The sequence below is a fragment of the Streptomyces sp. C1-1 genome (assembly GCF_050214755.1).
GTDB lineage: Bacteria > Actinomycetota > Actinomycetes > Streptomycetales > Streptomycetaceae > Streptomyces.
The window spans coordinates 7418466-7440299 of record NZ_CP189826.1; the positions used below are offsets into that span (position 1 = coordinate 7418466).

The 21834-nt window shown below is 72.6% G+C and carries 21 protein-coding genes; 12 read left to right on the plus strand and 9 right to left on the minus strand.

Going from position 1 to position 21834, the window contains the following annotated elements; genetic code table 11:
• Positions 1-92 precede the first annotated feature (92 nt).
• Both ACQF4J_RS33650 and ACQF4J_RS33655 read left to right on the plus strand, forming a co-directional pair.
• Entirely contained in the window at positions 93-818 is a 726-nt protein-coding gene (locus ACQF4J_RS33650; RefSeq protein ID WP_351562005.1) for a vWA domain-containing protein, read from the plus strand.
• Between the two features lie 69 nt (positions 819-887).
• A complete protein-coding gene (locus ACQF4J_RS33655; RefSeq protein ID WP_351562004.1) occupies positions 888-2534 on the plus strand; it encodes a cytochrome bc1 complex cytochrome b subunit in 1647 nt (548 codons plus the stop codon).
• On the opposite strand, the gene ACQF4J_RS33660 is transcribed toward ACQF4J_RS33655, so the two are convergent.
• Positions 2509-3477, minus strand: coding sequence for an acyl-CoA dehydrogenase family protein (locus ACQF4J_RS33660; RefSeq protein WP_351562001.1), 969 nt, complete (start codon positions 3475-3477; stop codon positions 2509-2511). The genes ACQF4J_RS33655 and ACQF4J_RS33660 overlap by 26 nt on opposite strands.
• On the minus strand, positions 3477-4616 hold the full coding sequence (locus ACQF4J_RS33665; RefSeq protein ID WP_351561998.1) for an acyl-CoA dehydrogenase family protein: 1140 nt from the start codon (positions 4614-4616) through the stop codon (positions 3477-3479). The genes ACQF4J_RS33660 and ACQF4J_RS33665 overlap by 1 nt, the downstream gene beginning before the upstream one ends.
• 50 nt (positions 4617-4666) lie before the next feature.
• On the opposite strand from ACQF4J_RS33665, the gene ACQF4J_RS33670 reads away from it, so the two are divergent.
• The 3 genes from ACQF4J_RS33670 to ACQF4J_RS33680 are packed head-to-tail and all read left to right on the plus strand — an operon-like array spanning position 4667 to position 7260.
• The gene (locus ACQF4J_RS33670) at positions 4667-5458 is read left to right on the plus strand and encodes an SDR family oxidoreductase (RefSeq protein ID WP_351561995.1); all 792 of its coding nucleotides are present in this window, start codon (positions 4667-4669) and stop codon (positions 5456-5458) included.
• A gap of 15 nt (positions 5459-5473) precedes the next feature.
• Entirely contained in the window at positions 5474-6085 is a 612-nt protein-coding gene (locus tag ACQF4J_RS33675) for a TetR/AcrR family transcriptional regulator (protein ID WP_058925909.1), read from the plus strand.
• A gap of 17 nt (positions 6086-6102) precedes the next feature.
• Positions 6103-7260 carry an acetyl-CoA C-acetyltransferase gene (locus tag ACQF4J_RS33680; protein WP_351798659.1) on the plus strand — a complete coding sequence of 386 codons (1158 nt, stop codon included), beginning with the start codon at positions 6103-6105 and terminating at the stop codon, positions 7258-7260.
• Here ACQF4J_RS33680 and ACQF4J_RS33685 read toward each other — a convergent pair.
• The 4 genes from ACQF4J_RS33685 to ACQF4J_RS33700 are packed head-to-tail and all read right to left on the minus strand — an operon-like array spanning position 7244 to position 10598.
• On the minus strand, positions 7244-8293 hold the full coding sequence (locus ACQF4J_RS33685; RefSeq protein WP_427167535.1) for an NAD(P)H-dependent flavin oxidoreductase: 1050 nt from the start codon (positions 8291-8293) through the stop codon (positions 7244-7246). The two genes, ACQF4J_RS33680 and ACQF4J_RS33685, sit on opposite strands and share 17 nt — an antisense overlap.
• 2 nt (positions 8294-8295) lie before the next feature.
• The gene (locus tag ACQF4J_RS33690; RefSeq protein WP_351798654.1) at positions 8296-9009 is read right to left on the minus strand and encodes a CoA-transferase subunit beta; all 714 of its coding nucleotides are present in this window, start codon (positions 9007-9009) and stop codon (positions 8296-8298) included.
• On the minus strand, positions 9006-9821 hold the full coding sequence (locus ACQF4J_RS33695) for a CoA transferase subunit A (RefSeq protein WP_351561984.1): 816 nt from the start codon (positions 9819-9821) through the stop codon (positions 9006-9008). The genes ACQF4J_RS33690 and ACQF4J_RS33695 overlap by 4 nt, the downstream gene beginning before the upstream one ends.
• Positions 9822-10598 carry an enoyl-CoA hydratase family protein gene (locus ACQF4J_RS33700; RefSeq protein ID WP_351561981.1) on the minus strand — a complete coding sequence of 259 codons (777 nt, stop codon included), beginning with the start codon at positions 10596-10598 and terminating at the stop codon, positions 9822-9824.
• A gap of 54 nt (positions 10599-10652) precedes the next feature.
• Between ACQF4J_RS33700 and ACQF4J_RS33705 the strand changes: the two genes are divergently transcribed.
• Both ACQF4J_RS33705 and ACQF4J_RS33710 read left to right on the plus strand, forming a co-directional pair.
• Complete coding sequence (locus ACQF4J_RS33705) at positions 10653-11393, plus strand: SDR family oxidoreductase (RefSeq protein WP_351561978.1); 741 nt, start codon at positions 10653-10655, stop codon at positions 11391-11393.
• A 1-nt stretch (position 11394) separates the two neighbouring features.
• The gene (locus tag ACQF4J_RS33710; RefSeq protein ID WP_427167536.1) at positions 11395-12300 is read left to right on the plus strand and encodes an SDR family oxidoreductase; all 906 of its coding nucleotides are present in this window, start codon (positions 11395-11397) and stop codon (positions 12298-12300) included.
• Positions 12301-12306: 6 nt separating this feature from the next.
• Here ACQF4J_RS33710 and ACQF4J_RS33715 read toward each other — a convergent pair whose 3' ends face one another.
• Positions 12307-12828, minus strand: coding sequence for a MarR family winged helix-turn-helix transcriptional regulator (locus ACQF4J_RS33715; RefSeq protein WP_351561972.1), 522 nt, complete (start codon positions 12826-12828; stop codon positions 12307-12309).
• Between the two features lie 119 nt (positions 12829-12947).
• Between ACQF4J_RS33715 and ACQF4J_RS33720 the strand changes: the two genes are divergently transcribed.
• Positions 12948-14378: an MFS transporter gene (locus ACQF4J_RS33720; protein ID WP_351561970.1), complete on the plus strand. Its 1431-nt coding sequence runs from the start codon at positions 12948-12950 to the stop codon at positions 14376-14378.
• 3 nt (positions 14379-14381) lie between these two features.
• Here the strand turns inward: ACQF4J_RS33720 and ACQF4J_RS33725 are convergent, their stop codons facing one another.
• Positions 14382-15275 carry a hypothetical protein gene (locus ACQF4J_RS33725; protein ID WP_351561967.1) on the minus strand — a complete coding sequence of 298 codons (894 nt, stop codon included), beginning with the start codon at positions 15273-15275 and terminating at the stop codon, positions 14382-14384.
• Between the two features lie 37 nt (positions 15276-15312).
• On the minus strand, positions 15313-17112 hold the full coding sequence (locus tag ACQF4J_RS33730; protein ID WP_427167537.1) for a glycoside hydrolase family 35 protein: 1800 nt from the start codon (positions 17110-17112) through the stop codon (positions 15313-15315).
• Between the two features lie 104 nt (positions 17113-17216).
• Here ACQF4J_RS33730 and ACQF4J_RS33735 point away from each other — a divergent pair, with 104 nt between their 5' ends.
• The 4 genes from ACQF4J_RS33735 (at position 17217) to pepN (ending at position 21711) form a co-directional block, all read left to right on the plus strand.
• The gene (locus tag ACQF4J_RS33735) at positions 17217-18107 is read left to right on the plus strand and encodes a helix-turn-helix domain-containing protein (protein ID WP_427167538.1); all 891 of its coding nucleotides are present in this window, start codon (positions 17217-17219) and stop codon (positions 18105-18107) included.
• A gap of 11 nt (positions 18108-18118) precedes the next feature.
• The gene (locus ACQF4J_RS33740; protein WP_142151315.1) at positions 18119-18469 is read left to right on the plus strand and encodes a chorismate mutase; all 351 of its coding nucleotides are present in this window, start codon (positions 18119-18121) and stop codon (positions 18467-18469) included.
• Between the two features lie 141 nt (positions 18470-18610).
• Entirely contained in the window at positions 18611-19168 is a 558-nt protein-coding gene (locus tag ACQF4J_RS33745) for a response regulator (RefSeq protein ID WP_351561960.1), read from the plus strand.
• Between the two features lie 56 nt (positions 19169-19224).
• Positions 19225-21711, plus strand: a complete 2487-nt coding sequence (gene pepN / locus ACQF4J_RS33750) for an aminopeptidase N (RefSeq protein ID WP_351561958.1) — start codon at positions 19225-19227, stop codon at positions 21709-21711.
• Positions 21712-21834 lie beyond the last annotated feature (123 nt).

Here is a 21834-nt window from a genome sequence, read left to right on the forward strand (position 1 = left end):
TCCTCGGAGGCGCAATGGGACGGATGGTGAGCCGGTGGGGTCGGCGGCGAACAAAATAACGAACGGATGTGACGGATGGGAGAGTAGGGGCCATGGTTGCGATCAGTCTGAAGAAGGTCGAAGAGACCGCCCCCGCCCTGGTCAGCCTCTACAAGAGCGCCGGGGTGTCGCTCGAGAAGCACGGGCTGGGCGGGCTGCGGGCCGCGGTGTACCTCGTGGTCGACTACTCGGGGTCGATGAAGCCGTACTACAAGGACGGCAGTGTGCAGGCGCTCGCCGACCGGGTGCTCGGCCTGTCCGCGCACCTCGACGACGACGGTCGCGTGCCGGTCGTCTTCTTCTCGACGGACGTCGACGCCGAGACCGACATCGCGCTCGCCGGCCACCAAGGGCGGATCGACGAGATCGTGGCCGGGCTCGGGCACATGGGCAAGACCAGCTACCACCTGGCCATGGACGCGGTCATCGACCACTACCTCGACAGCGGCTCGACCCACCCCGCGCTGGTCGTCTTCCAGACCGACGGCGGCCCGATCAACAAGCTCGCCGCCGAGCGGTATCTGTGCAAGGCGGCCAGGCTGCCGCTGTTCTGGCAGTTCGTGGGCTTCGGCGACCCGGGCAGCAGGCAGTTCGACTTCCTGCGCAAGCTCGACGAGCTGGCGGTGCCGCACAAGCGGGTGGTGGACAACGCCGGGTTCTTCCACGCGGGGGAGGATCCGCGGAAGGTGTCGGACGCGGAGCTGTACGACCGTCTCGTGGCCGAGTTCCCGAAGTGGCTGATGGCCGCGCGGGACCTGGGGATCCTGCCGCAGGCCTGACCGCACCGTTGGCTCGGCCGGGGCGGGCATGCCACCCTGAAAATGATCCGACGGGGAGGCGACGAACGTATGGACGGCGCACGTGCGGAGAACGACAGGGCTTCCGTCGACCGGAGGCCCGCGGGCAAGGGCGAGAAGGTCGCCGACTGGGCCGACGGGCGGCTCGGTCTGTACGCGCTGGCCAAGGCCAACATGCGCAAGGTCTTTCCGGACCACTGGTCCTTCATGCTCGGCGAGGTCTGCCTGTACAGCTTCATCATCCTGATCCTCACCGGCATCTACCTGACCCTGTTCTTCGAGCCCAGCGGCGTCGAGGTCGTCTACCACGGCTCGTACGTGCCGCTGAACGGCGTCAGCATGACCCGGGCGTACGAGTCCACGCTCGACATCAGCTTCGACGTGCGCGGCGGACTGCTGATCCGGCAGATCCACCACTGGGCGGCGCTGGTCTTCGTCACCGGCATGCTGGTGCACATGATGCGGGTGTTCTTCACCGGCGCCTTCCGCAAGCCCCGCGAGGTCAACTGGCTGTTCGGCTGGACCCTGCTGATGCTCGGCATCATCACCGGCCTGACCGGCTACTCGCTCCCCGACGACCTGCTCTCCGGCACCGGCATCCGCTTCGCCGACGGCGCGATCCTGTCGATCCCGATCGTCGGGACGTACCTGTCGATGTTCCTGTTCGGCGGCGAGTTCCCGGGCCACGACATCATCTCGCGGCTCTTCCCGGTCCACGTCCTGCTGCTGCCCGGACTGATGCTGGGACTCGTGGTCGCCCACCTGATCCTGGTCTTCTACCACAAGCACACCCAGTACCCGGGGCCCGGACGCGACCAGAAGAGCGTGGTCGGCATGCCCTTCCTGCCGGTCTACATGGCCAAGGCGGGCGGCTTCTTCTTCCTCGTCTTCGGCGTGCTGGCGGTCATGGGCGGCATCGCGAGCATCAACCCCGTGTGGGCCTTCGGGCCCTACCGTCCGGACCTCGTCACCACGGGCGCCCAGCCCGACTGGTACCTCGGCTTCTCCGAGGGCCTGATCCGGGTGATGCCGGGATGGGAGATCAACGCCTGGGGCCACACCCTGGTGCTGGGCGTCCTCATCCCCTTCTCGCTCTTCCCGCTGCTCCTGCTCGTCCTGGGTCTGTATCCCTTCGTCGAGGCGTGGATCACGGGCGACCGGCGCGAACACCACATCCTGGACCGGCCGCGCAATGCCCCCGTGCGCACCGGGCTGGGCGTGGCCTGGCTGGCGCTGTACGTGGTGTTGCTGATCGGCGGCGGAAACGACATCGTGGCCATGCATCTGCACCTGTCCATCAACGCGATCACCTGGTTCGTGCGGGTCGCCTTCTTCGTGGCGCCGGTCGTCGCCTTCGTCGTCACCAAACGGGTCTGCATGGGCCTGCAGCGCCAGGACCGGGACAAGGTGCTGCACGGCAGGGAGACCGGCACCATCACCCGGCTGCCGCACGGCGAGTTCGTCGAGGGGCACGAGCCGCTTCCGCAGGACGAGCTGTTCACCCTCACCCAGCACGAGCAGCACCCGCCCTACGAGATCGGGCCGCGCGTGGACGCCAACGGGGTGCGCAGGCCGGTGACCGTCGCGCAGCGGGTCCGCGCCCAGCTGGCCCGCGCCATGTTCGGGCCCGGGACGCATGTCGAGAAGCCGACGCGGGAGGAGTACCGGGAGCTCACCAGCGGCGACCACCACCACTGACGACCAGCTCCCGGCACTCGCGCGGGCCGCCCCAGGCGGTGCGCAGCGCGCGGGCCTTGGTCAGCCACAGGGACAGGTCGCACTCGGCGGTGTACCCGATCGCGCCGTGCAGCTGGAGGGCCGTCCGGGCGGTGGCGTACGCCGCCTCGCACGCGCCGACCTTGGCGGCGGCGGCATCGGCCGGCTCCCCGGTGAGCGCGGCCCCGAACAGCAGCGGGCGCGCGAACTCCAGCGCGATCTTCGCGTCGGCCAGACGGTGCTTGACGGCCTGGAAGGAGCCGACGGGGACGCCGAACTGGGTGCGCTGCCCGACGTAGGCCACGGTCCGGTCGAGGAGGGCGAGACCGACACCCAGGGCCTGGGCGGCGGTGGCCAGACGGGCGTGCACGAGGGCGAGGCCGGGCGGGGGACCGGTGGTGAGGAGTTCACCGCCCGCCGACAGCGGGGTGAGGCGGCGGGCGGGGTCGAGGGAGCGGCGGACCGGGCCGTGACCGGGGGCGAGACGCAGACCGTCGGACGCCAGGGCCAGGCGGGTGTCCGCCACGTCACCGTCCAGGGCGTACGACCCCCCGTACGCCACCGTCGCCATCGCCTCCCCCGAGGCCAGCGCGGGGAGCAGACGCTTGGCGGGGCCGGTGTCCTCCAGGCCCGCCAGCAGCACGGCCGCCACGACGGTCTCCACCAGCGGCCCCGGCACCGCGTGCCGGCCCAACTCCACGAAGGCGACGACCAGTTCGACGGGCCGTAGGCCGAGTCCGCCGTACTCCTCTGGAACCGCGAGCCCGAACACGCCCGCGTCGGCGAGACGGCCCCACAGCGCGCGTCCGCCGCCGTGCTCGCCCCGGCTCCAGTCCCGCACCACCGACGGCGTGTCCGCGGCCGTCAGCATGGCGTCCAGGGACCCGGCGAACGCGCGCTGCTCGGCGTCGAGGAGGAAGCGCATCACCGGCGTCCCTTCGGCAGGCCCAGCAGGCGTTCGGCGACGATGTCGCGCTGGATCTCGTTCGTGCCCGCGTAGATCGGGCCGGCGAGGGCGAAGACGTACCCCTCGGACCAGGCGGTGTCCGCCGACTCGCCCTCCTCGCCCAGCAGATCGAGCGCCGTCTCGTGCAGCGCGATGTCGTACTCGGACCAGAACACCTTGTTCATGCTGGACTCCGCCCCGAGGGAGGCGCCCTCCAGGAAGCGGGCGGCCGCCGCGTGGGTGAAGAGCTGGTAGGCGCGGGCGCCGATCAGGGCGTCGGCCACCCGGTCGCGCTCGTGCGGCGGACCGCCCCTCTCCTGCCACAGGTCCAGCAGGCGGGCGGCCGAGGCGAGATAGCGTCCGGGGGAGCGCAGTTTCAGGCCCCGTTCGTTCCCCGCCGTCGACATCGCGATCCGCCAGCCCTCGCCGGGCGCCCCGATCACGTCCTCGTCGGGCACGAACACCTCGTCCAGGAACAGCTCCGCGAAGGCAGGTCTCCCGTCGAGCCGTCCGATCGGGCGGACGGTGACGCCGGGGGCCCGCAGGTCGAACATCAGGTAGGTCAGGCCCTGGTGCGGCTTCGGGGCTTCGGGGTCGCTGCGGAACAGCCCGAAGGCACGGTCGGCGAAGGCGGCCCGCGACGACCACGTCTTCTGCCCGCTCAGACGCCAGCCGCCGGCCACCCGCACGGCCCTGGACCTCAGGGAGGCCAGGTCCGAGCCCGCCTCAGGCTCCGACCACGCCTGGGCCCAGACCACCTCACCGGTCGCCATCGCCGGCAGCACCCGGGCCCGCTGCTCCGGCGTGCCGTGGTCGAAGAGGGTCGGCGCGAGCAGGCTGACGCCGTTCTGCCCGACGCGCCCGGGCGCGCCCGAGGCCCAGTACTCCTCCTCGAAGGCCAGCCAGCGGATCAGGCCCGCGTCCCGTCCGCCGTACTCCACGGGCCAGTCGACGACCGACCAGCGGTCCGCGGCCAGTTCGGCCTCCCAGACCCGGTGGGCCGCGAAGCCCTCCTCCGTCTCCAGGGACGGCAGCGGTTCGCGCGGCACATGGGCCGCGAGCCAGGCCCGCGCCTTGGCGCGGAAGGCCTCGTCGGCAGGCGAAGCGGTGAGGTCCACGGTCGTTACGCTCCTTCCCTAACAAGCATTTGGTAGATTAGCGTGGCCCTATGACAACGGTCGAGACTCCGGCCTACGTGCCCGGGCACGGACTGCTGACGGGCCGCACGGCCGTCATCACCGCCGCGGCCGGCGCGGGCATCGGCGGCGCGACCGCGCGGCGCTTCCTGGAGGAGGGCGCGCGCGTGCTGATCAGCGACGCGCACGGACGCCGGCTGAAGGAGTACGAAGCCGAGCTGGCCCGGGAGTTCGGCGCCCGGGCGGTCGGCGCGGCCGTGTGCGACGTGACCGACGAGACCCAGGTGCGGGCGCTGTTCGACACCGCCGTGCGCCGGCACGGACGGCTGGACGTCGTCGTCAACAACGCCGGTCTGGGCGGTACCGCGGACCTCGTCGACATGACCGACGAGCAGTGGTCGAGGGTGCTGGACGTGACGTTGAACGGCACGTTCCGGTGCACCCGGGCGGCCTTGGGGATCCTGCGCGAGCAGGGCGGCGGCGGGGTCGTCGTCAACAACGCCTCCGTCGTGGGCTGGCGCGCCCAGGCCGGGCAGGCGCACTACGCCGCCGCGAAGGCCGGGGTGATGGCGCTGACCCGGTGCGCGGCGATCGAGGCCGCCGAGTACGGGGTACGGGTCAACGCGGTCTCGCCGAGCCTCGCCATGCACCCGCACCTGGTGAAGGTGACGACGCCCGAGCTGCTGGGGGAGCTGACCGCACGCGAGGCCTTCGGGCGGTACGCCGAGCCCTGGGAGGTGGCCAACGTCATCGTGTTCCTGGCGTCCGGCTACTCCTCGTACATGACCGGCGAGGTCGTCGCCGTCAGCAGCCAGCACGCCTAGGACGAGAATGTACCCGTGCCGACCAAGAAGAAGCCCCAGGTGACCGCCGCCGCCGAGCGGCGCCGCGAACTCCTCGGCACCGCCGCCGAGGTGTTCGCCGAACAGGGCTACAACGCCACGACCGTACGCAAGATCGCCGACCACGCGGGCATGCTCGCGGGCAGCCTCTACTACCACTTCGACTCCAAGGAATCGATGCTGGAGGAGATCCTGCGCACCTTCCTCGACGAGCTGTGGGCCGGCTACGACGCCGTGCTCGAGGCCGAGTCGGGGCCGCGGGAGACGCTGGAGGCCCTGGTCACGGAGTCGTTCCGGGAGATCGACCGGCATCGCGCCGCGGTCGCGATCTACCAGAAGGAGAGCCGGCAGCTGGTGGCGCAGGAGCGGTTCGCGTTCCTCGCCGAGTCGCAGCGCAGGTTCGAGAAGGCGTGGCTGTCCACGCTGGAACGCGGAGTCGCCGCCCGGGTGTTCCGGGCCGACCTGGACGTCCGACTGACCTACCGGTTCGTGCGCGACACCGTGTGGGTGGCCGCGTCCTGGTACCGGCCGGGCGGACAGCACAGCCCGGAGGAGATCGCCCGGCAGTACCTGTCGATGGTGCTGGACGGGATCGCCGTACGCACCTGACCCAGTGGGGAGTCGCCATGGCCGAGGCCTACATCGTCGAAGCGGTCCGAACGCCCGTGGGGCGGCGCGGAGGTGGGCTGAGCGGGGTCCACCCGGCCGATCTCGGCGCGCACGTGCTCAAGGAACTGATGACGCGGGCGGGCGTGGACCCGGCCGCCGTCGAGGACGTCGTCTTCGGCTGTCTGGACGCGGTCGGGCCGCAGGCCGGGGACATCGCGCGGACCTGCTGGCTGGCGGCGGGGCTGCCCGAGGAGGTGCCGGGCGTGACCGTCGACCGGCAGTGCGGCTCCTCGCAGCAGGCCGTGCACTTCGCCGCGCAGGGAGTGCTGTCCGGGACCCAGGACCTGGTGGTCGCGGGCGGGGTGCAGAACATGTCGATGATCCCCATCGCCTTCGCCACCCGGCAGGCCGCCGAGCCGCTCGGGCTCACGCAGGGCCCCTTCGCCGGCAGCGAGGGCTGGCGGGCGCGGTACGGGGACCAGCCCGTCAACCAGTTCGTGGGCGCGGAGATGATCGCCGCGAGGTGGGGGATCACCCGGCGGGACCAGGAGGAGTTCGCCCTGCGCTCGCACCGTCGGGCGCTGCGCGCCATCGACGAGGGCCGGTTCTCACGGGAGACCGTGGCGTACGGCCAGGTCGCCGTGGACGAGGGGCCGCGCCGGGACACCTCGCCGGAGAAGATGGCCGGGCTGAAGCCGGTCCTCGACGGCGGCACCATCACCGCCGCCTGCTCCTCCCAGGTCTCCGACGGGGCGGCGGCCATGCTGCTGGCCTCGCAGCGGGCGGTGCGCGAGCACGGACTCACGCCACGCGCGCGCGTGCACCACCTCTCCGTGCGCGGCGAGGACCCGATCCGCATGCTCTCCGCGCCCATCCCGGCCACCGCCCACGCCCTGGAGAAGACCGGCCTGACCATCGACGACATCGACCTCGTCGAGATCAACGAGGCCTTCGCGCCGGTCGTCCTGGCCTGGCTGAAGGAGACCGGCGCCGACCCGGACAGGGTCAACGTCAACGGCGGCGCGATCGCCCTCGGCCACCCTCTCGGCGCGACCGGCACCCGGCTGATGACGACCCTGCTGCACGAACTGGAGCGCACCGGCGGCCGGTTCGGCCTGCAGACCATGTGCGAGGGCGGCGGACAGGCCAACGTGACGATCATCGAGAGGCTGTGAGCCGCTCCCGCACCTTCTCCGCCTCCTTCATGATCCGCTCCACCAGCTCGGCGCACGACGGCAGGTCGTCGATCACCCCGGCGACCTGCCCGGCCGCCATCACCCCGAGATCCGTACGGCCGTCCACCATCGCCGCCCTCAGCAGCATCGGGGTGTTCGCGGCGAGCAGCACCTGGCTCCAGGACAGCTCCTTGCCGTGTTTCAGGGCGAGCCCGTCGCGCACCATCCGCCGCCAGGTCAGCCCGGACAGCTTCCGGAAGCCGGCCGCCCGGCGCACCGCGTGCAGCAGCGCCCGCGCGCGCCCGGCGTCCTCCAGCCCGCCGACCAGGTCCGTGCGCAGCATCCGGTGCGGCAGCCCGTCCACGGCCCTGGTCACCGTGACGTCCTTGACGCCCGCCGCCAGATACCGCGCCTTCACCGCGTCGGGGACGGTCGAGTCGGAGGTGAGCAGGAACCGCGTGCCCATCGCGACCCCCGCCGCCCCGTAGGCCAGCGCCGCGACCAGCCCCCGCCCGTCGAAGAAGCCCCCCGCGGCCACGACCGGTATCCGTACCGCGTCCACCACCTGCGGCAGCAGGACCGTCGTCGCCACCTCGCCGGTGTGCCCGCCGCCCTCGCCGCCCTGCACGATGACCGCGTCCGCACCCCAGGCGGCGACCTTCTCCGCGTGCCGCCGGGCACCGATGGAGGGGATGACGACGACGCCCGCCTCCTTGAGCTCGGCGATCAGCCCGGGGGAGGGCGCGAGCGCGAAGGAGGCGACCCGGACACGTTCCTCGATCATGACGCGGACCCGGTCGCCCGCGTCCGCCGCGTCGGCGCGCAGATTGACCCCGAACGGCGCGTCCGTACGGGAGCGGACCTCGCGCACCGCCTCCCGCAGCCGGTCGACGGTCATGGTCGCGGAGGCCAGGATGCCCAGCGCGCCCGCGTTCGCCGTCGCCGCGACCAGCCGGGGACCGGCCACCCAGCCCATGCCGGTCTGCACGATCGGATGCCGGACCCCCACCAGCCGGGTGAGCGCCGTGTCCATGGCTAGGCGACCTCCCCGGCACGGGCGTTCGCCGGGTCGAGCACCTCGCGGACGAGCCGCAGTTCCTCGGCGGTGGGCTCGCGCGTGGGCGGTACTTCGTCCGGGACGGCCAGGTCGAACGAGGTCGCCTCCCTGACCTGCGCCACCGTGACCCCCGGATGCAGCGAGGCCAGCCGCATCGAGTGGTCCGGGGTCGCGAAGTCGAAGACGCCCAGGTCGGACACGACACGCGGGACCCGGTGGAAACGCGCGCCGCCCGCGCGGTCGTACCCCACCCCGCACACCATGTCGACCTTCTCGACGAAGACCCGGCGCGAATGCCGGGGCACCCAGTAACTGGTCGGGTTGTTCAGGGTGTTGACCGGCGCACCGCGCACCCCGAGCAACTGCCGCTTCGGCCGCTCCCAGTCGCCGATGCAGGAGATGTTCTGGTTGCCGAACCGGTCGATCTGGCTCGCGCCCATCATCACGTGCCGCCGGCCGCCGGTGACGAACTCCAGGTGCCGCCGGTACGGCAGCCATCCCTCCGGTGTCCCGTCCGGGCGGACCAGCGTCGCCTCGCCGTCGGTCAGCAGCAGGTCCGGCGCGAAGGTGAGCCGGGCCAGCCGGGCACCGAGGGCGGGGATCAGGCCCATCGGACTGGCCAGCACCTCGCCGTCGTCCCGCCAGGCCTCGGCGCACGCGATCACGCAGTACTCGGCACGGGTGACGGTCATGATCCCTCCCTCCCGGGCGAGTCGAGCCGGCGTTCGGCGTACTCCGGCCAGGGCGTGGTGGCGTACTCCTGTTGGGCGGCCTCGTCCCGGCCGTAGTCCGGTACGCAGGACGTGAAGTGCGCGCCGCCCGGTGCCTCGACGACACCGGTGACCGCGTGCCGCCTGATCAGCAGCGTCTGCGGCGCCGCCTCCTTGGTCAGCTCGGCGGTGTCCACGATCCGTTCGCACGACACGTACGCCTCGTCCGCCGCCTCGCAGAACAGGTCGTCGAAGTACGGGTCCGGGCCCAGGTACTGTCCGTTGCCCAGCCGGTCGGCGCGGTTGACGTGCACCAGTGCCGCGTCCAGCCGCAGGGCGGGCATCGCCACGAACGTCTCCCCGTCGTCGTAGGGCGAAGTGACTGTGCGCAGACCGGGGTTGACCCGCATCACGTCCGAACCGAGGCCGGCCCGCACCGGCAGGAAGGGCAGCCGGTTCGCCGCCGCGCGCAGCCCCCACATGAACATCGCCTCGTCGATCTCCATGAGTTCGATCGCGCCGCGCTCACGGGCCGCGCGGTAGTGCGGTTCGAGGGGGATGGAGTCGAGGGTGACGAAGGCGGCCACCAGCTTCCGTATCCGTCCGGCGGCCGCCAGCATGCCGACGTCCGGACCGCCGTAGGAGACGACCGTGAGATCCCTGACGTCGGACCGCAGCAACGCCCTGACCAGGGCCATCGGCTTGCGGCGCGAACCCCAGCCGCCGATGCCGAGGGTCATGCCGCTGCGCAGCCGCGCGACGGCCTCGTCCGCGGTCATGGTCTTGTCGCCCACTCAGCCGCCCTCCTTGCCGAACGTGTCCCGGACCCGGTCGGCGACCCCGACCGTGCTCGCCTCGTACGTGAAGCCCTGCTCGAAGCGGTAGCTGCGGCGCACGTCGACGGGGTCGATGCCGTTGATGGCGGCCTTCGCCAGACGCAGCAGCTCCCCGTCCTTCGCGGCGATCTCCCGCGCCAACTCCAGCGCCGCGTCACGGAGTTCACCGCGGGGCACCACCCGCCACACCGAGCCGTGCGCGTGCAGCTCTGCCGCGGTCGCGGTGCGCGAGGTGTAGTAGAGGGCGCGCATCAGGTGCTGCGGGACCAGCCGGGCCAGGTGTGTGGCGGCGCCCAGGGCGCCGCGGTCCAGCTCGGGCAGCCCGAACACGGCGTCCTCGCTCGCCACGATCGCGTCGGCGTTCCCGACGAGTCCGATGCCGCCGCCCAGGCAGAACCCCTGCACGGCCGCCACCACCGGCACCTCGCACTCGTACACCGCCGCGAACGCCTCGAAGCAGCCCCGGTTCGCGCCCGCCAGTGCGCCCGGGCCGCCGGCCTGGATCTCCTTGATGTCCACGCCCGCGTTGAAGCCCCGCCCCCGGGCCTCGAGGACCACGCAGCGCACCCGCGGGTCGCGCCCGGCCGTGCGCACGGCGTCGGCCAGGGCGAACCAGCCCTGTACCGGAAGGGCGTTCACCGGCGGGAAGTCGACCGTCACGACGGCGATCGCGTCTTCTTTCAGCCCCTGCGGACCTTCCGGTCCCTTTTCCGGGGACGAGGTGGAGACACCCATGGAAGCATCAGCTACCTTTCCACCAAACGTTTGTTAGGTGGAGGGTAGCGGCGAATGGACTGGGACGGGAAGGTCGCGGTCGTCACCGGCGGCACGCGAGGCGTCGGCGCCGGGATCGCGCGGGCCTTCGCGGAGGCCGGCGCGCAGGTCGTGATCTGTGCCCGCAGGCCGCCCGAAGTGCCCCTGAAGGGGGCGGAGTTCATGCCGCTGGACCTGCGCGACGCGGATGCCGTGCACGACTTCTTCGCCGCGCTCGCCCGCGTCGACGTCCTCGTCAACAACGCGGGCGGCACGCCCTACCGGCGGCTTACGGAGGCGGACGCCCATCGGCACGCCCGGGTGATCGAGCTGAACCTCGTCGCTCCGCTGACCGCCTCCCTCGCCGCGTACGGGCACCTGCGGCGCAGCCGTGGGTCGGTGGTGATGATCGGCAGCGTGAGCGGCGGCCGGCCCTCACCCGGCTCGGCGGCCTACGGGGCGGCCAAGGCGGGGCTGGAGAGCCTCGCCCGCTCGATGGCCGTGGAGTTCGCGCCCGAGGTGCGCGTCAACACCCTCGTCGTCGGCATGGTCCGTACCGAGCTGTCCCATCTGCACTACGGCGGCGAGGAGGGCGTCGAGGCGGTCTCCCGGACGGTGCCGCTCGGCCGGCTGGCGACCCCCGCCGACGTGGGCGCCGCCGCCGTCTTCCTCGCCTCCGACGCCGCCGCCTACATCACCGGCGCGAGCCTGCTGGTGCACGGAGGCGGAGAGCGGCCCGCCTTCCTCGATGCCGCAACCGCCAACAAGGAGACGTGAGATGAGCGGAATCTGTCATGGCCGGGTCGTCGCCGTCACCGGCGCCGGACGCGGGCTCGGGCGGGCGCACGCACTGGCCTTCGCGGCGGAGGGCGCGCGGGTCGTCGTCAACGACCTGGGGGTCGGCCTGGACGGTGCGCCGGGCCCCGGCAGCCCCGCGGGACGGGTCGTCGACGAGATCCGCGCGGCGGGCGGCGAGGCGGTCGCCCACGGCGGCGACATCGCGACCGCCGAGGGCGCGGCCTCGCTCGTCACGACCGCCCTGGAGGCCTACGGCCGCCTCGACACCCTCGTCAACAACGCCGGCTTCCTGCGCGACCGGATGCTGGTCAACCTCGACGAGGACGACTGGGACGCCGTGATGCGCGTGCACATCAAGGGGCACTTCCTGCCGCTCAGGCACGCCGCCGCGCACTGGCGGGCGGAGGCCAAGGCGGGCCGGACCCCGGTGGCCAGGGTCGTCAACACCAGCAGCGGAGCCGGCCTGCTGGGGTCGGTCGGGCAGGGCAACTACAGCGCCGCGAAGGCCGGGATCGTCGGCCTGACGCTGGTCGCCGCGGCCGAACTGGCCCGCTACGGCGTCCAGGTCAACGCGATCGCCCCCGCGGCCCGCACCCGGATGACGGAACGGACGTTCGCCGGGACGATGGCCGCCCCCGAGGCCGGCTTCGACGCCATGGCCCCCGAGAACGTCTCGCCGCTCGTCGTCTGGCTCGGCTCCGCCGCGAGCGCCGGCGTGACGGGCCGGGTCTTCGAGGCGGAGGGCGGCCGGATCACCGTGATGGAGGGCTGGCGGCCCGGGCCGAGCGCCGACAAGGGGGCACGCCGGACCCCCGCCGAGGCGGGGGAGGAGGCTCTGAAGCTGCTCGCGCTGGCCGAGGCGCCGGGGGCGGTGTACGGCGCCTGAGCGCGCTCAGTGGGACATCCGGGCGGCGGCCCTGCGCTGCTGCTCCGTCATCACCTGCAGGAAGCGGATCGCCGTATCCAGCTCGTCCGTGCTGAACTCCTCGCACGCCTCGGCGATCTCGCGCGCCCATTCCTCGAAGAACGCGAAGAACTCGGCGATCTTCTCCCGGTTCAGCTCGACGAGCACCCGCCGCTTGTCCGTCGGGTGCTTGATCCGGCGCACATACTCCTTGGCCTCCAGACGGTCGACCAGACCGGTCACGGACGCGGGGGCCAGCCCGGTGTGCCCGGCGAGCTCCTTCGCGGTGAGCGGGCCGTGCCGCTCCAGGAGGTCGAGGGTCTTCTCCTCGGTGGGGTTCAGTCCCTGCCTGGCGGCCACCGCGGAGTGGAACATCACCGTCATCCCGCTGTGCTCGCGGCCCACGGCGAACAGCCGCAGCAGCGTCTTCGCCCGCCGCTCGTCGTCCCAGGGGACGACCGACTCCAGGTTCGGCACCAGGTCCTGTCCGCCGGTCTCACTGCCGCTCATGGACCCACCCTAACAAATATTTCGTTCGGCCGAACTAAGCACTTGCGCTCGGGGCTGTCCCGGTGCAAGTCTTTCGTTCGTCCGAACGAAATAAATCCGGGACTCTCAGGGGGACCCCCATGACCACCACCCTTGCCGCGGCGCCGCCCGGCGCCGAGCCGTACCCGCGCCGCTGGGCCGCCGCCGTCGTGATGATGATCGCGGCGCTGATGGACCTGCTGGACGTGACCATCGTGAACGTGGCGATCCCGTCCGTCGGCCGCGACCTGCACGCCTCCCAGAGCGACCTCCAATGGCTGGTCTCCGCCTACCTGCTCGGCTTCGCGGCCACGCTCATCGTCTCCGGCCACCTCGGGGACCGCTTCGGCCGCCGCGGCCTGTTCCTGGCCGGCACCGCCGGATTCGGGCTCGCGAGCCTCGCCTCCGGCCTGGCCCAGACACCGGGTCAGCTGATCGCCGCGCGAGCCGTGCAGGGCGTGATGGCGGCGGTGCTGATGCCGCAGGTGCTCGGTTCGTTCCGCACCCTGTTCCGCGGCAAGGAGCGCGGGGCCGCCTTCGGGATGTACGGGGCCGTCGCCGGGTTCGCCTCGGCGGTGGGGCTCCTGCTCGGCGGCCTGCTCACCGACGCCGACCTGTTCGGCTGGGGCTGGCGCTCGGTGTTCCTGGTCAACGTGCCCGTGGCCGTGGGGACGCTGGTGGCCGCGCTGGTGCTGGTGCCGCCGACCAGGGAGCGCTCGGCCGGGCGGCCGGACGTGCCGGGGAGCCTGCTGCTGGCGGCCGGACTGATCGCGATCGTGCTCCCGCTGGTGCAGGGGCGGGACAACGGCTGGCCGCTGTGGGGCTGGCTCTGCCTCGCCGTCGGCGTCTGCGCCGTCGCCGGACTCAGCGTGTTCGAGGCCCGCAGGCGCGAGGGGGGTACGACGGTGCCGTTGCTGCCCGCGCGGGCGTTCCGGCTGCCCGCCTTCTCGGTGGGGGTGCTCGTGCAGCTGCTCTTCTCGATCGGCATGCAGGGCTTCTTCCTTGTCTTCGCGATCTGGCTGCAGGGCGGCGAGGGCTACACGCCCATGCAGGCCGGCGTGGTGGCCGTGGCCTTCTCGGTCGGCAGCTTCCTGACCGCGCCCGCCGCCGACGGACTGGCCGTGCGGTACGGGCGGCTGGTGCTCGGAGCCGGCGCGCTGCTGATGGCCGGCGGCTTCGGCTGGGTGTGGGCGGCGGTCGTCGACGCGGCGGACGTGCACACCGGCGCCTGGCCGCTGGTGCCGGGGCTGGTGCTCGCCGGGGCCGGGCTGGGGCTCCTGGTGGTGCCGCTGGTGAACGTGGTGCTGTCCGCGGTGCCGGGCGAACTGGCGGGCGGGGCGTCGGGGATCTTCGCCACGGCCCAGCAGTTCGGGGGCGCGCTCGGGGCGGCCGCCGTGGGGACCGTGTTCTTCGACCACGCCGCCTCGGGCCTGCGGGACGCGCTCGGGGCGGCGATGCCCTGGGTGGTCGGCGGGTTCGTGGTGAGCGCGGCACTGTGCGGGGCGCTGCCACGCCGGTCCGTCGCCGCCTGACGCCTACGTGTCGCACTCCAGTACGGTCCTGCACAACCCGCAGCGCGCCCGGACCCGTCCCTTCACCGGCACCCTGATCCGCTGGTGGCAGGTCGGGCAGGGGAACGACACCCGGAGCGGGCCGTGGCCGTCGGGGGTGAAGCTGTAGGGGACCTCCGGATGAGCGGGGCCGGCCCGGTCCTGGGCGTGGCGGCGGTCGCGGGCGTAGCGGCGGCGGCCCGCCCAGCCGGCCGCCGTCAACGGGGGCTGCTGCTCGTCGCGGCGGGCCTGGGCCATGCCCCGGGTGTAGGCCTCGTAGGCCTGCGGGCTGGTGAACCACACGGACGGGTCCTCGTGGAAGACCAGGGCCCGTTTCGCCAGGACGTAGCCGAACTCCTCCGGCGTCAGATAGCCCAGCTTCTGCGAGGAGGCCGCGTCCTCCCGGTAGGCGTCCAGCAGCAGCCAGCCCGCGCCCAGGTAGGTCGTCGCCGTGTCGGTGAGGATCTCGTTCTCGCGGGTGCCCGGGAAGGACAGGTCCAGGCGGTGCAGATACACATGCATGATCTCGTGGGCCAGGGCGGCGCCGATGTCCCGGCGGTGGGTGCGGAAACGGTCGTTCAGCTCCACGAAGTACTCCGGGCCCGCGGCGAGTTCGACGTTCGCCGCGTGCGTCATCTCGCGGAAGCCGACGATCATCCGGGCGTCCGGGAGACGGTAGTGGCGCACCAGCTCGCGGGCCACGCGCTGGGTGCCCAGATGGAGGTCGTCGGTGTCGCAGAAGGCCACGTCGGCCGGGAGCACGCTGGCCGAGAACGTCTGGATGGTGTCGTAGGACAACCGCCTGTAGAGCGCGGTGATGGCGGCCCGCACCGTCTCCAGGTGTGGGTAGCCGTGCTCGACCGGTCCGCCGTTCGCCACGCCTGAACCCCCAAGACGCCCTGAACCCGATTCCACTCTACGGGCAGGAGAGCGGATTTTCGCTGGTCGGGTTCCCGGCGCCGGGCGGCGGGACGGGCCGCAGCCGCGGGGGCTTCGCGGACGCCTCCTCCAGCTCCAGCAGCCACACGTCGTTCTCGCCCTCGCGCAGCACCGGTCCCGGCACATACAGCGACCGCTGCGGGCCGGCCGACCAGTAGCGGCCCAGGCCGAAGCCGTTGATCCACGCGAAGCCGCGGGTGCGGCCCGGCAGTTCGAGCAGCGCGTCCCCGGCCCCCCGCACCGTGACGGTGCCCCGGTACAGGCCGGGGGCGCCGTCCTCGGCGTACGGCGCGAAGGGCACGTCCCCTATGTCGTCCAGCGCGTCCAGTCGCAGCCCACGCGCGCGTACCCCGTGCAGATACTGCCGCTCGTGCAGCAGGCCCCCGGTGATGCCCTTGGTCTCGCCGCTGCGGGGACCGTAGTTGACCCGGCCCAGGGACTCCACCCACAGCTCCACGCGCGCGTGCCCGGCGACGGGCTCCTTGAGCTGCTCGTCGCCCTCGGCGAGCACCCCGGCCCGCTCCCCGTCGACGTACACCACGGCCAGGTCCCGCAGACCGCGCGCGAGCAGCGGAAGGGGCTGCCGTGGCCCGGGCACCGTCACCGCGTACCGCACCAGGCCCCGGTCGACGTCCAGCTCCTCGAAGGTGGGCGGCACGGGCGACGCCGTCTCCGGGCCGCCGCGCGCCTCCAGTACGGCGTCCAGGGACGCCCGCCCGGTCAGCCGCACCTCGGCGGGCCCGCCCAGCGCCGGGGGAGCGGGCGGCACCTCGGGCAGCGGGCCCCCGGCGTACTCGGCGAGCACCTCCCGGAACCGCCGGAACTTCTCGGTCGGACGGCCGAACTCGTCGACGGGGGCGTCGTAGTCGTAGGAGGTCGTGTCCGGCTCCAGCGGGCCGTCGTGCAGGGCGCCGCCGCCCCGGTTGGCGCCCGCCCAGCCGGCGAAGCTGGTGCCGCCGTGCGCCATGTAGAGGTTGACGGAGGCGCCGCACTCCAGGATCTCGCGCAGCGCGGCCGCCGCGTCCCCGGCGTCCCGGGTGACATGTGTGCCGCCCCAGTGGTCGAACCAGCCGCACCAGAACTCCATGCACATCAGCGGCCCCTCTGGGCGCAACCGGCGCAGGGCCGCGAACGCCTCGCGCGCGTGGGAGCCGAAGTTCACGGTGGCGAGGACGCCCGGGACCGAGCCGCCGGACAGCATGTGGTCCTCGGGTCCGTCGGAGGTGCACAGCGGGACCGTGACGCCCTGCTCACGCAGCAGCTCGGTCAGCCGGCGCAGATACGCGGCGTCCGAGCCGTAGCTGCCGTACTCGTTCTCGACCTGGACCATGATCACAGGGCCGCCGCGGTCGATCTGCCGGGACGTGATCTGCGGCAGCAGCGCGGCGAACCAGCGCCGCAGATGCGCCAGGAACCGCTCGTCGCGGGTACGCGCGCGCGTGCCCAGTTCGCCCGTCAGCCAGTACGGCAGCCCGCCGTTCTCCCACTCGGCGCAGATGTACGGCCCGGGCCGCACGATCGCCCACAGCCCCGCCTTCCGGGCCGCGTCCAGGAACCGGCCGAGGGCGGCCACGTCCTCGTGGACACCGGGCCTCGGCTCGTGCAGGTTCCACGGCACATACGTCTCCACGCAGTTGAGGCCCATCGCCCGCAGCATCGCCAGCCGGTGACCCCAGTGCGCCTCGTGCACCCGGAAGTAGTGCAGCGCCCCGGACAGCACCCGCACGGGCCGCCCGTCCAGCAGGAAGTCCGCTTCCCCCACCGTGAACTCGCTCATGCGCCCCACCCTCACCCCTGGCGGTGATCACGTCCATGGACAAAGATCGGCGCTGCTTGGACGAAAACGACGCCACCGGGCGGGGGAGCGGGAGGAGCGCGCCGATGTACCACACCTGGATGCGGTTCTTCAGCCCCGGCCCCGCCCACCACCGGCTCGGCCTGGTCTGCCTCGGCGTCGGCCTGCAGTACGGCGCGCTGCCCACCGTCGGCCCCCGCACCCTCGACCACCACGTCGCCGTCGTCATCAACGCCGGCACCGGCTGGTACCGGGCCCCCGACGGACGCCGTACGACCGTCACCGCACCCGCACTGCTGTGGCTCACCCCCGGAGTGCCCCACCACTACGCGCCCGACCCCGACGGCGGCTGGGACGAGGGCTTCGTCGACTTCACCGGGCCCGCCACCGCCACGTACACCGAACTCTGCTACATAGAGCCGCACCGCCCCGTGGTGGCCCTCTCCGACGCCGCCGGGCCGCGCGCCGTCATCGGCCGCATGGCCCGCGCCGCCCGCCGCGGCAACCCCCTGCTGGAGGTCGAGACCGGTGCGGCCGTCCACGAACTCCTCGTGGCCCTGCGCCGCGCCCGCGCCGACCTCGCCCCCGACGGCGACGACGTCCTCAGGGCCCTGGCCCGCGACGCCTGTCTGCCGCTGACGGTCGCCGACCACGCCGCACGGCACGGCATGACCCCCGCCGAACTGCGCACCGCCGTCCGGCGCGGCGCCGGCTGCAGCCCCAAGGACTACCTGCTCGGCATCCGTCTCGGCCGCGCAAAAGAACTCCTCGCCGCCACCGAGCTGCCCGTCGCCGCCGTCGCCCGCCGTGTCGGCTACGACGACCCGGCCTACTTCTCCCGCCTGTTCACCCGCCGCGTCGGCACGGCGCCGATCCGTTTCCGCGCGCAGCAGTACCGCGCCGTCCCCGGTGGCTGGAGCAACCAGGTGCCCGATCCCGGGGATCCGCCCATGATCGAACGCGCCCCCGCCCCGTAGGCTGTGCGCCCATGACCACCAGCAACAACGCGGCCGGCGACGTCGACCCGGCCGTTCTCGCCGAACTGGCCCGGCTGCGCGACAGCATCGACAACATCGACGCGGCCGTCGTCCACATGCTCGCCGAACGCTTCAAGGCCACCCAGCAGGTCGGCCACCTCAAGGCCGCACACCAACTGCCGCCCGCAGACCCGGCCCGCGAGGCCCGCCAGATCGAGCGCCTGCGGGGCCTGGCCGAAAGCGCCAAGCTCGACCCGGCCTTCGCTGAGAAGTTCCTGAATTTCATCATCGCCGAAGTCATCCGCCACCACGAGCGCATCGCCGAGGACGCCGTCAACGGCAGCGCAAAAACGGCGAATTGACCTCGGTAGATGCGGCAAATGAGGTGACAGGCGAGCCGCCCGGGGGCATGCTGCGCTGTGCACAGCTCGTCAGCTGACGGACACGCCCCGTCAGTGGTTCGGTCATAAACTGGTTGTCCCACGCGGGAGGGACGTCGGGCCATGCCGGATGCCAAGATCCTCATCGTCGACGACCACGAGGACACGCTGTACGCGCTGGAGAGCGCCCTGGCCCCGCTGGGCTACCAGCTCGGCCGCGCCACCAGTGGCGACGAGGCGCTCAAGCAGGTGCTCCGCGGGCAGGTCGGCCTCCTCGTCCTCGACGTCCGCATGCCCCGGGTCAGCGGCCTCGAGGTGGTGCGCTACATGCGCCGCGTGGAACAGACCCAGCACATCCCGGTCATCCTGGTCACCGGCTTCGGCCCCGACCACGAACTGACCGCCGCCGCCTTCGGCCTCGGGGTCGCCGACCTCGTGATGAAACCCGTGGACCCCTGGGCCCTGCGCACCAAGGTCCGCTACCTCTACGACGCCCACCGCGCCCGGCTCGCCCTCGAACAGGAGATCCGCGAACTGCGCGCCCTCGTCAAGGAGTACCCCGGCACCACCGGAACGGACGAGCCCGAACCCGGCGCCGCCCTGCCCCACCCGGACGCCCGGGTGCCCCCGCAGCGGGCGTCCGAGGCGCACGACGGGGAGCTCGAGCAGGACCGGACATAGACCGCGTACCGATCCGCCTCTGTGCCGTGTCAGCACCATCGGGCAGCATTACCCGCATGTCCGTACTGACGCGCGACGAAGCGCAGACCCGTTCCAGGCTCCTCGACGTCCACCGCTACTCGATCGAGCTCGATCTGACGACCGGCGACGAGACCTTCGACTCCCGCACCGTCATCCGCTTCGCCGCGCGCACGGACGCCGCCACCTTCGTCGAGCTCAAGCCCGCCGAGCTGCTCGCCGCCACCCTCGACGGACAGCCCCTGGACCCGGACAGCCTGGACGGCAACCGCCTGCCCCTGGACGGCCTCACCGCCGGCGAGCACGAGCTGCGCGTCGAGGCGCGCATGCGCTACTCCCGCACCGGCGAGGGCATGCACCGCTTCACCGACCCCACCGACGGCGAGACCTACGTCTACACCCAGCTGTTCATGGACGACGTCCAGCGCGTCTTCGCCGCCTTCGACCAGCCCGACCTCAAGTCCGTCTTCGAGCTGACCGTGACGGCCCCCGACGGCTGGACGGTCCTCGCCAACGGCATCACCGAGCGCCTCGACGACGGCCGCTGGCAGGCCGCCCCCACGCCCCTGATCTCCACCTACCTCGTCGCCGTCGCCGCCGGCCCCTGGCACTCCGTGCGCACCGAGCACCGCGGGCTGCCCTTCGGCCTGCACTGCCGCCGCTCGCTCGCCCCCTACCTGGACACGGACGCCGACGAGCTGTTCGACATCACCCGGCGGTGCTTCGACCGCTACCACGAGAAGTTCGAGGAGCCCTACCCCTTCGACTCCTACGACCAGGCGTTCGTCCCCGAGTTCAACGCCGGCGCCATGGAGAACCCGGGCCTGGTCACCTTCCGCGACGAGTTCGTCTACCGCTCCGCCGTCACCGACACCGAGCGCCAGACCCGGGCCATGGTCGTCGCCCACGAGATGGCCCACATGTGGTTCGGCGACCTGGTCACCCTGCGCTGGTGGGACGACATCTGGCTGAACGAGTCCTTCGCCGAGTACATGGGCTACCAGACCCTCACCGAGGCCACCCGCTTCAGCGACACCTGGACCGACTTCGGCGTCGCCCGCAAGGCCTGGGGCTACGACGCCGACCAGCGCCCGTCCACCCACCCCGTCGCCCCCGAGAACGTCGACGACACGGCCTCCGCCCTCCTCAACTTCGACGGCATCTCCTACGCCAAGGGCGCCTCCGCGCTGCGTCAGCTGGTCGCCTGGCTCGGCGAGAAGGACTTCCTGGCCGGCATCAACACCCACTTCGCCCGCCACCGGTTCGCCAACGCCGGCCTCGCCGACTTCATCGACTCCCTCGCCTCCGCCACCGAGCGCGACGTCCACGCCTGGGCCGACGCCTGGCTGCGCACCACCGGCGTCGACACCCTCAGGCCGGTGGTGACCCGCGGCGACGAGGGCACGTACACCCTGGAGATCGAGCACACGGGCAGCCGCCCGCACCGCGTGGCCGTCGGCCTCTACGACCAGGACGTCGCCGACGAGAGCCGCCACCTGGTACTGCGCCGGCGCCTCGACCTCGACGTCCCGCAGACCGGGCCCCACCCCCTCGGCAAGCGCCCCGCGCTGCTCGTGCTCAACGACGGCGACCTCACCTACGCCAAGATCCGCTTCGACGCGGAGTCCTTCCAGACCGTGCGGTCCAACCTGTGCGGCCTGCCCGACCCGCTCACCCGCGCGGTCGTCTGGAACGCCCTGCGCGACAGCGTCCGCGACGGCGAACTCCCGCCCACCGCCTACCTGGAGGCGGCCCGCGCCCACCTCCCGCACGAGACCGACCTCGCCCTCGTCCAGGGCGTCCTCGCCTTCGCCACCGCCCAGATCGCCGGCCGCTACGTCGCCACCGAGGACCGCCCCGCCGCCCTGGCCACCCTCTCCTCCCTCTGCCGCGACCTCATCCGCCGCACCGAGGACGGCGACAACCCCGGCCTGCGCCTGATCGCCGTGCGCCACTTCATCGACGTCGCCGCCCAGCCCGACACGATCGCCGCCTGGCTCGCCGACGGCACCGTCCCCGGCGGCCCGGAACTCGACCCCGAGCTGCGCTGGCGGGTCCTCGCCCGTCTCGCCGTCCTCGGCGCCGTCGACGAGGCGGAGATCGCCCTCGAACTCGACCGCGACCCCTCCGCCAGCGGCCAGGAGGGCGCCGCCCGCTGCCGGGCCGCCCTGCCCGACGAGACGGGCAAGGCCAAGGCATGGGAGGCGATGTTCGGCAGCGACGACCTGTCCAACTACCTCTTCATCGCCACCGCCCAGGGCTTCTGGCAGCCCGAACAGGCCGACCTGGTCGGCGCGTACGTCCCCCGCTACTACGAGGACGCCGTCGCCGTCTCCGCCCGCCGCGGCCCCGCCATCGCCGACGCCGCGGGCCGCTCGGCCTTCCCCGCGCACGCGGTCGACGCGGAGACGCTGCGCCTGGGCGAGGCGTGCCTGCGCGACGCCGACCCCATCCCGGCACTGCGCCGCAAGCTCGTCGACCAACTCGACGACCTGCGCCGCGCACTGCGGGTGAGGCAGGGCTAGGGACACAGGCCCAAGACGCCGGGGCCGCCTCGGCCCGTCGCCACCGCGACGGGCCGAGGCGGCCCCAACACGTTTTCCCCGCACGGGAGTACCCCCCTTCGGGTTCCGATCGTTGAACTATTC

Excerpts from the sequence above, each read along its gene's own strand:
- ACQF4J_RS33650 (WP_351562005.1), top strand. The coding sequence starts at position 93 with ATGGTTGCGATCAGTCTGAAGAAGGTCGAAGAGACCGCCCCCGCCCTG.
- ACQF4J_RS33655 (WP_351562004.1), top strand. The coding sequence starts at position 888 with ATGGACGGCGCACGTGCGGAGAACGACAGGGCTTCCGTCGACCGGAGG.
- ACQF4J_RS33660 (WP_351562001.1), bottom strand. The coding sequence starts at position 3,477 with ATGCGCTTCCTCCTCGACGCCGAGCAGCGCGCGTTCGCCGGGTCCCTG.
- ACQF4J_RS33670 (WP_351561995.1), top strand. The coding sequence starts at position 4,667 with ATGACAACGGTCGAGACTCCGGCCTACGTGCCCGGGCACGGACTGCTG.
- ACQF4J_RS33680 (WP_351798659.1), top strand. The coding sequence starts at position 6,103 with ATGGCCGAGGCCTACATCGTCGAAGCGGTCCGAACGCCCGTGGGGCGG.
- ACQF4J_RS33685 (WP_427167535.1), bottom strand. The coding sequence starts at position 8,293 with ATGGACACGGCGCTCACCCGGCTGGTGGGGGTCCGGCATCCGATCGTG.
- ACQF4J_RS33690 (WP_351798654.1), bottom strand. The coding sequence starts at position 9,009 with ATGACCGTCACCCGTGCCGAGTACTGCGTGATCGCGTGCGCCGAGGCC.
- ACQF4J_RS33700 (WP_351561981.1), bottom strand. The coding sequence starts at position 10,598 with ATGGGTGTCTCCACCTCGTCCCCGGAAAAGGGACCGGAAGGTCCGCAG.
- ACQF4J_RS33705 (WP_351561978.1), top strand. The coding sequence starts at position 10,653 with ATGGACTGGGACGGGAAGGTCGCGGTCGTCACCGGCGGCACGCGAGGC.
- ACQF4J_RS33710 (WP_427167536.1), top strand. The coding sequence starts at position 11,395 with ATGAGCGGAATCTGTCATGGCCGGGTCGTCGCCGTCACCGGCGCCGGA.
- ACQF4J_RS33715 (WP_351561972.1), bottom strand. The coding sequence starts at position 12,828 with ATGAGCGGCAGTGAGACCGGCGGACAGGACCTGGTGCCGAACCTGGAG.
- ACQF4J_RS33720 (WP_351561970.1), top strand. The coding sequence starts at position 12,948 with ATGACCACCACCCTTGCCGCGGCGCCGCCCGGCGCCGAGCCGTACCCG.
- ACQF4J_RS33730 (WP_427167537.1), bottom strand. The coding sequence starts at position 17,112 with ATGAGCGAGTTCACGGTGGGGGAAGCGGACTTCCTGCTGGACGGGCGG.
- ACQF4J_RS33735 (WP_427167538.1), top strand. The coding sequence starts at position 17,217 with ATGTACCACACCTGGATGCGGTTCTTCAGCCCCGGCCCCGCCCACCAC.
- ACQF4J_RS33740 (WP_142151315.1), top strand. The coding sequence starts at position 18,119 with ATGACCACCAGCAACAACGCGGCCGGCGACGTCGACCCGGCCGTTCTC.
- ACQF4J_RS33745 (WP_351561960.1), top strand. The coding sequence starts at position 18,611 with ATGCCGGATGCCAAGATCCTCATCGTCGACGACCACGAGGACACGCTG.
- pepN (WP_351561958.1), top strand. The coding sequence starts at position 19,225 with ATGTCCGTACTGACGCGCGACGAAGCGCAGACCCGTTCCAGGCTCCTC.